The organism is Streptomyces pathocidini (assembly GCF_001418495.1).
Lineage (GTDB): Bacteria > Actinomycetota > Actinomycetes > Streptomycetales > Streptomycetaceae > Streptomyces > Streptomyces pathocidini.
In genome coordinates this window covers 1-720 of the sequence record NZ_LIQY01000191.1, presented here as the reverse complement: position 1 = coordinate 720, position 720 = coordinate 1, and the positions used below count along the sequence as shown (strand labels likewise).

Here is a 720-nt window from a genome sequence, read left to right as displayed (position 1 = left end):
CCGCCCGCGATCACCACGAGGCGGGCGCCCAGCACCCCGGTCAGGACCTGGAGCTTGGCGTGGCGAGCGGCCCGGCGGATGGCCTCGACGGTCAGCTCGCTGTCGCCGTCGGGGGCGGTGCCCAGCACGACGATGACGTGCTCGGGGGAGTTCCAGCCGAGCGCGGCCGCGCGGGACAGCGCGCCCTCGTCGGCCTCCCCGGACAGCACCGCGTTGACCACCAGCGATTCGAGGCGGGCGTCCCAGGCGCCCCGGGCCTCGGCGGCCTGCGCGTACACCTGGGCGGTGGCGAAGGCGATCTCGCGCGCGTAGACCAGCAGCGCCTCGCGCAGCGCGGACTCGTCGCCGGGGGCCGCCACCTCGTCGATGGCGGACTCCATGACCTCGATGGTCGTCCGCACCATCTCGACGGTCTGGCGGAGCGTGATGGCGCGGGTCAGCTCGCGGGGCGCGGTGCCGAAGACATCGGTGCTGATGGCCTGCGGGGTCTCCGGGTGCCGGAACCACTCGGTGAAGGCCGCGATGCCGGCCTGGGCGACCAGGCCGATCCAGGAACGGTTCTCCGGGGGCATGGCGCGGTACCACGGCAGCGTCTCGTCCATGCGCGTGATGGCGTTGGCGGCCAGGCGGCCGGAGGACTTCTCCAGCCTGCGCAAGGTTGCGGCGTGGGGATGGGCGTCTGCGGATCCGGATTCAGGCACGGAACAAGACTGCCTTATC

The 720-nt window shown here is 73.1% G+C and carries 1 pseudogene; it reads right to left on the bottom strand.

Annotated features, from left to right (window positions below):
- Nucleotides 1-719 (bottom strand): annotated as a pseudogene (locus tag AOK16_RS28160) (PucR family transcriptional regulator); the annotation flags it as partial.
- Nucleotide 720 lies beyond the last annotated feature (1 nt).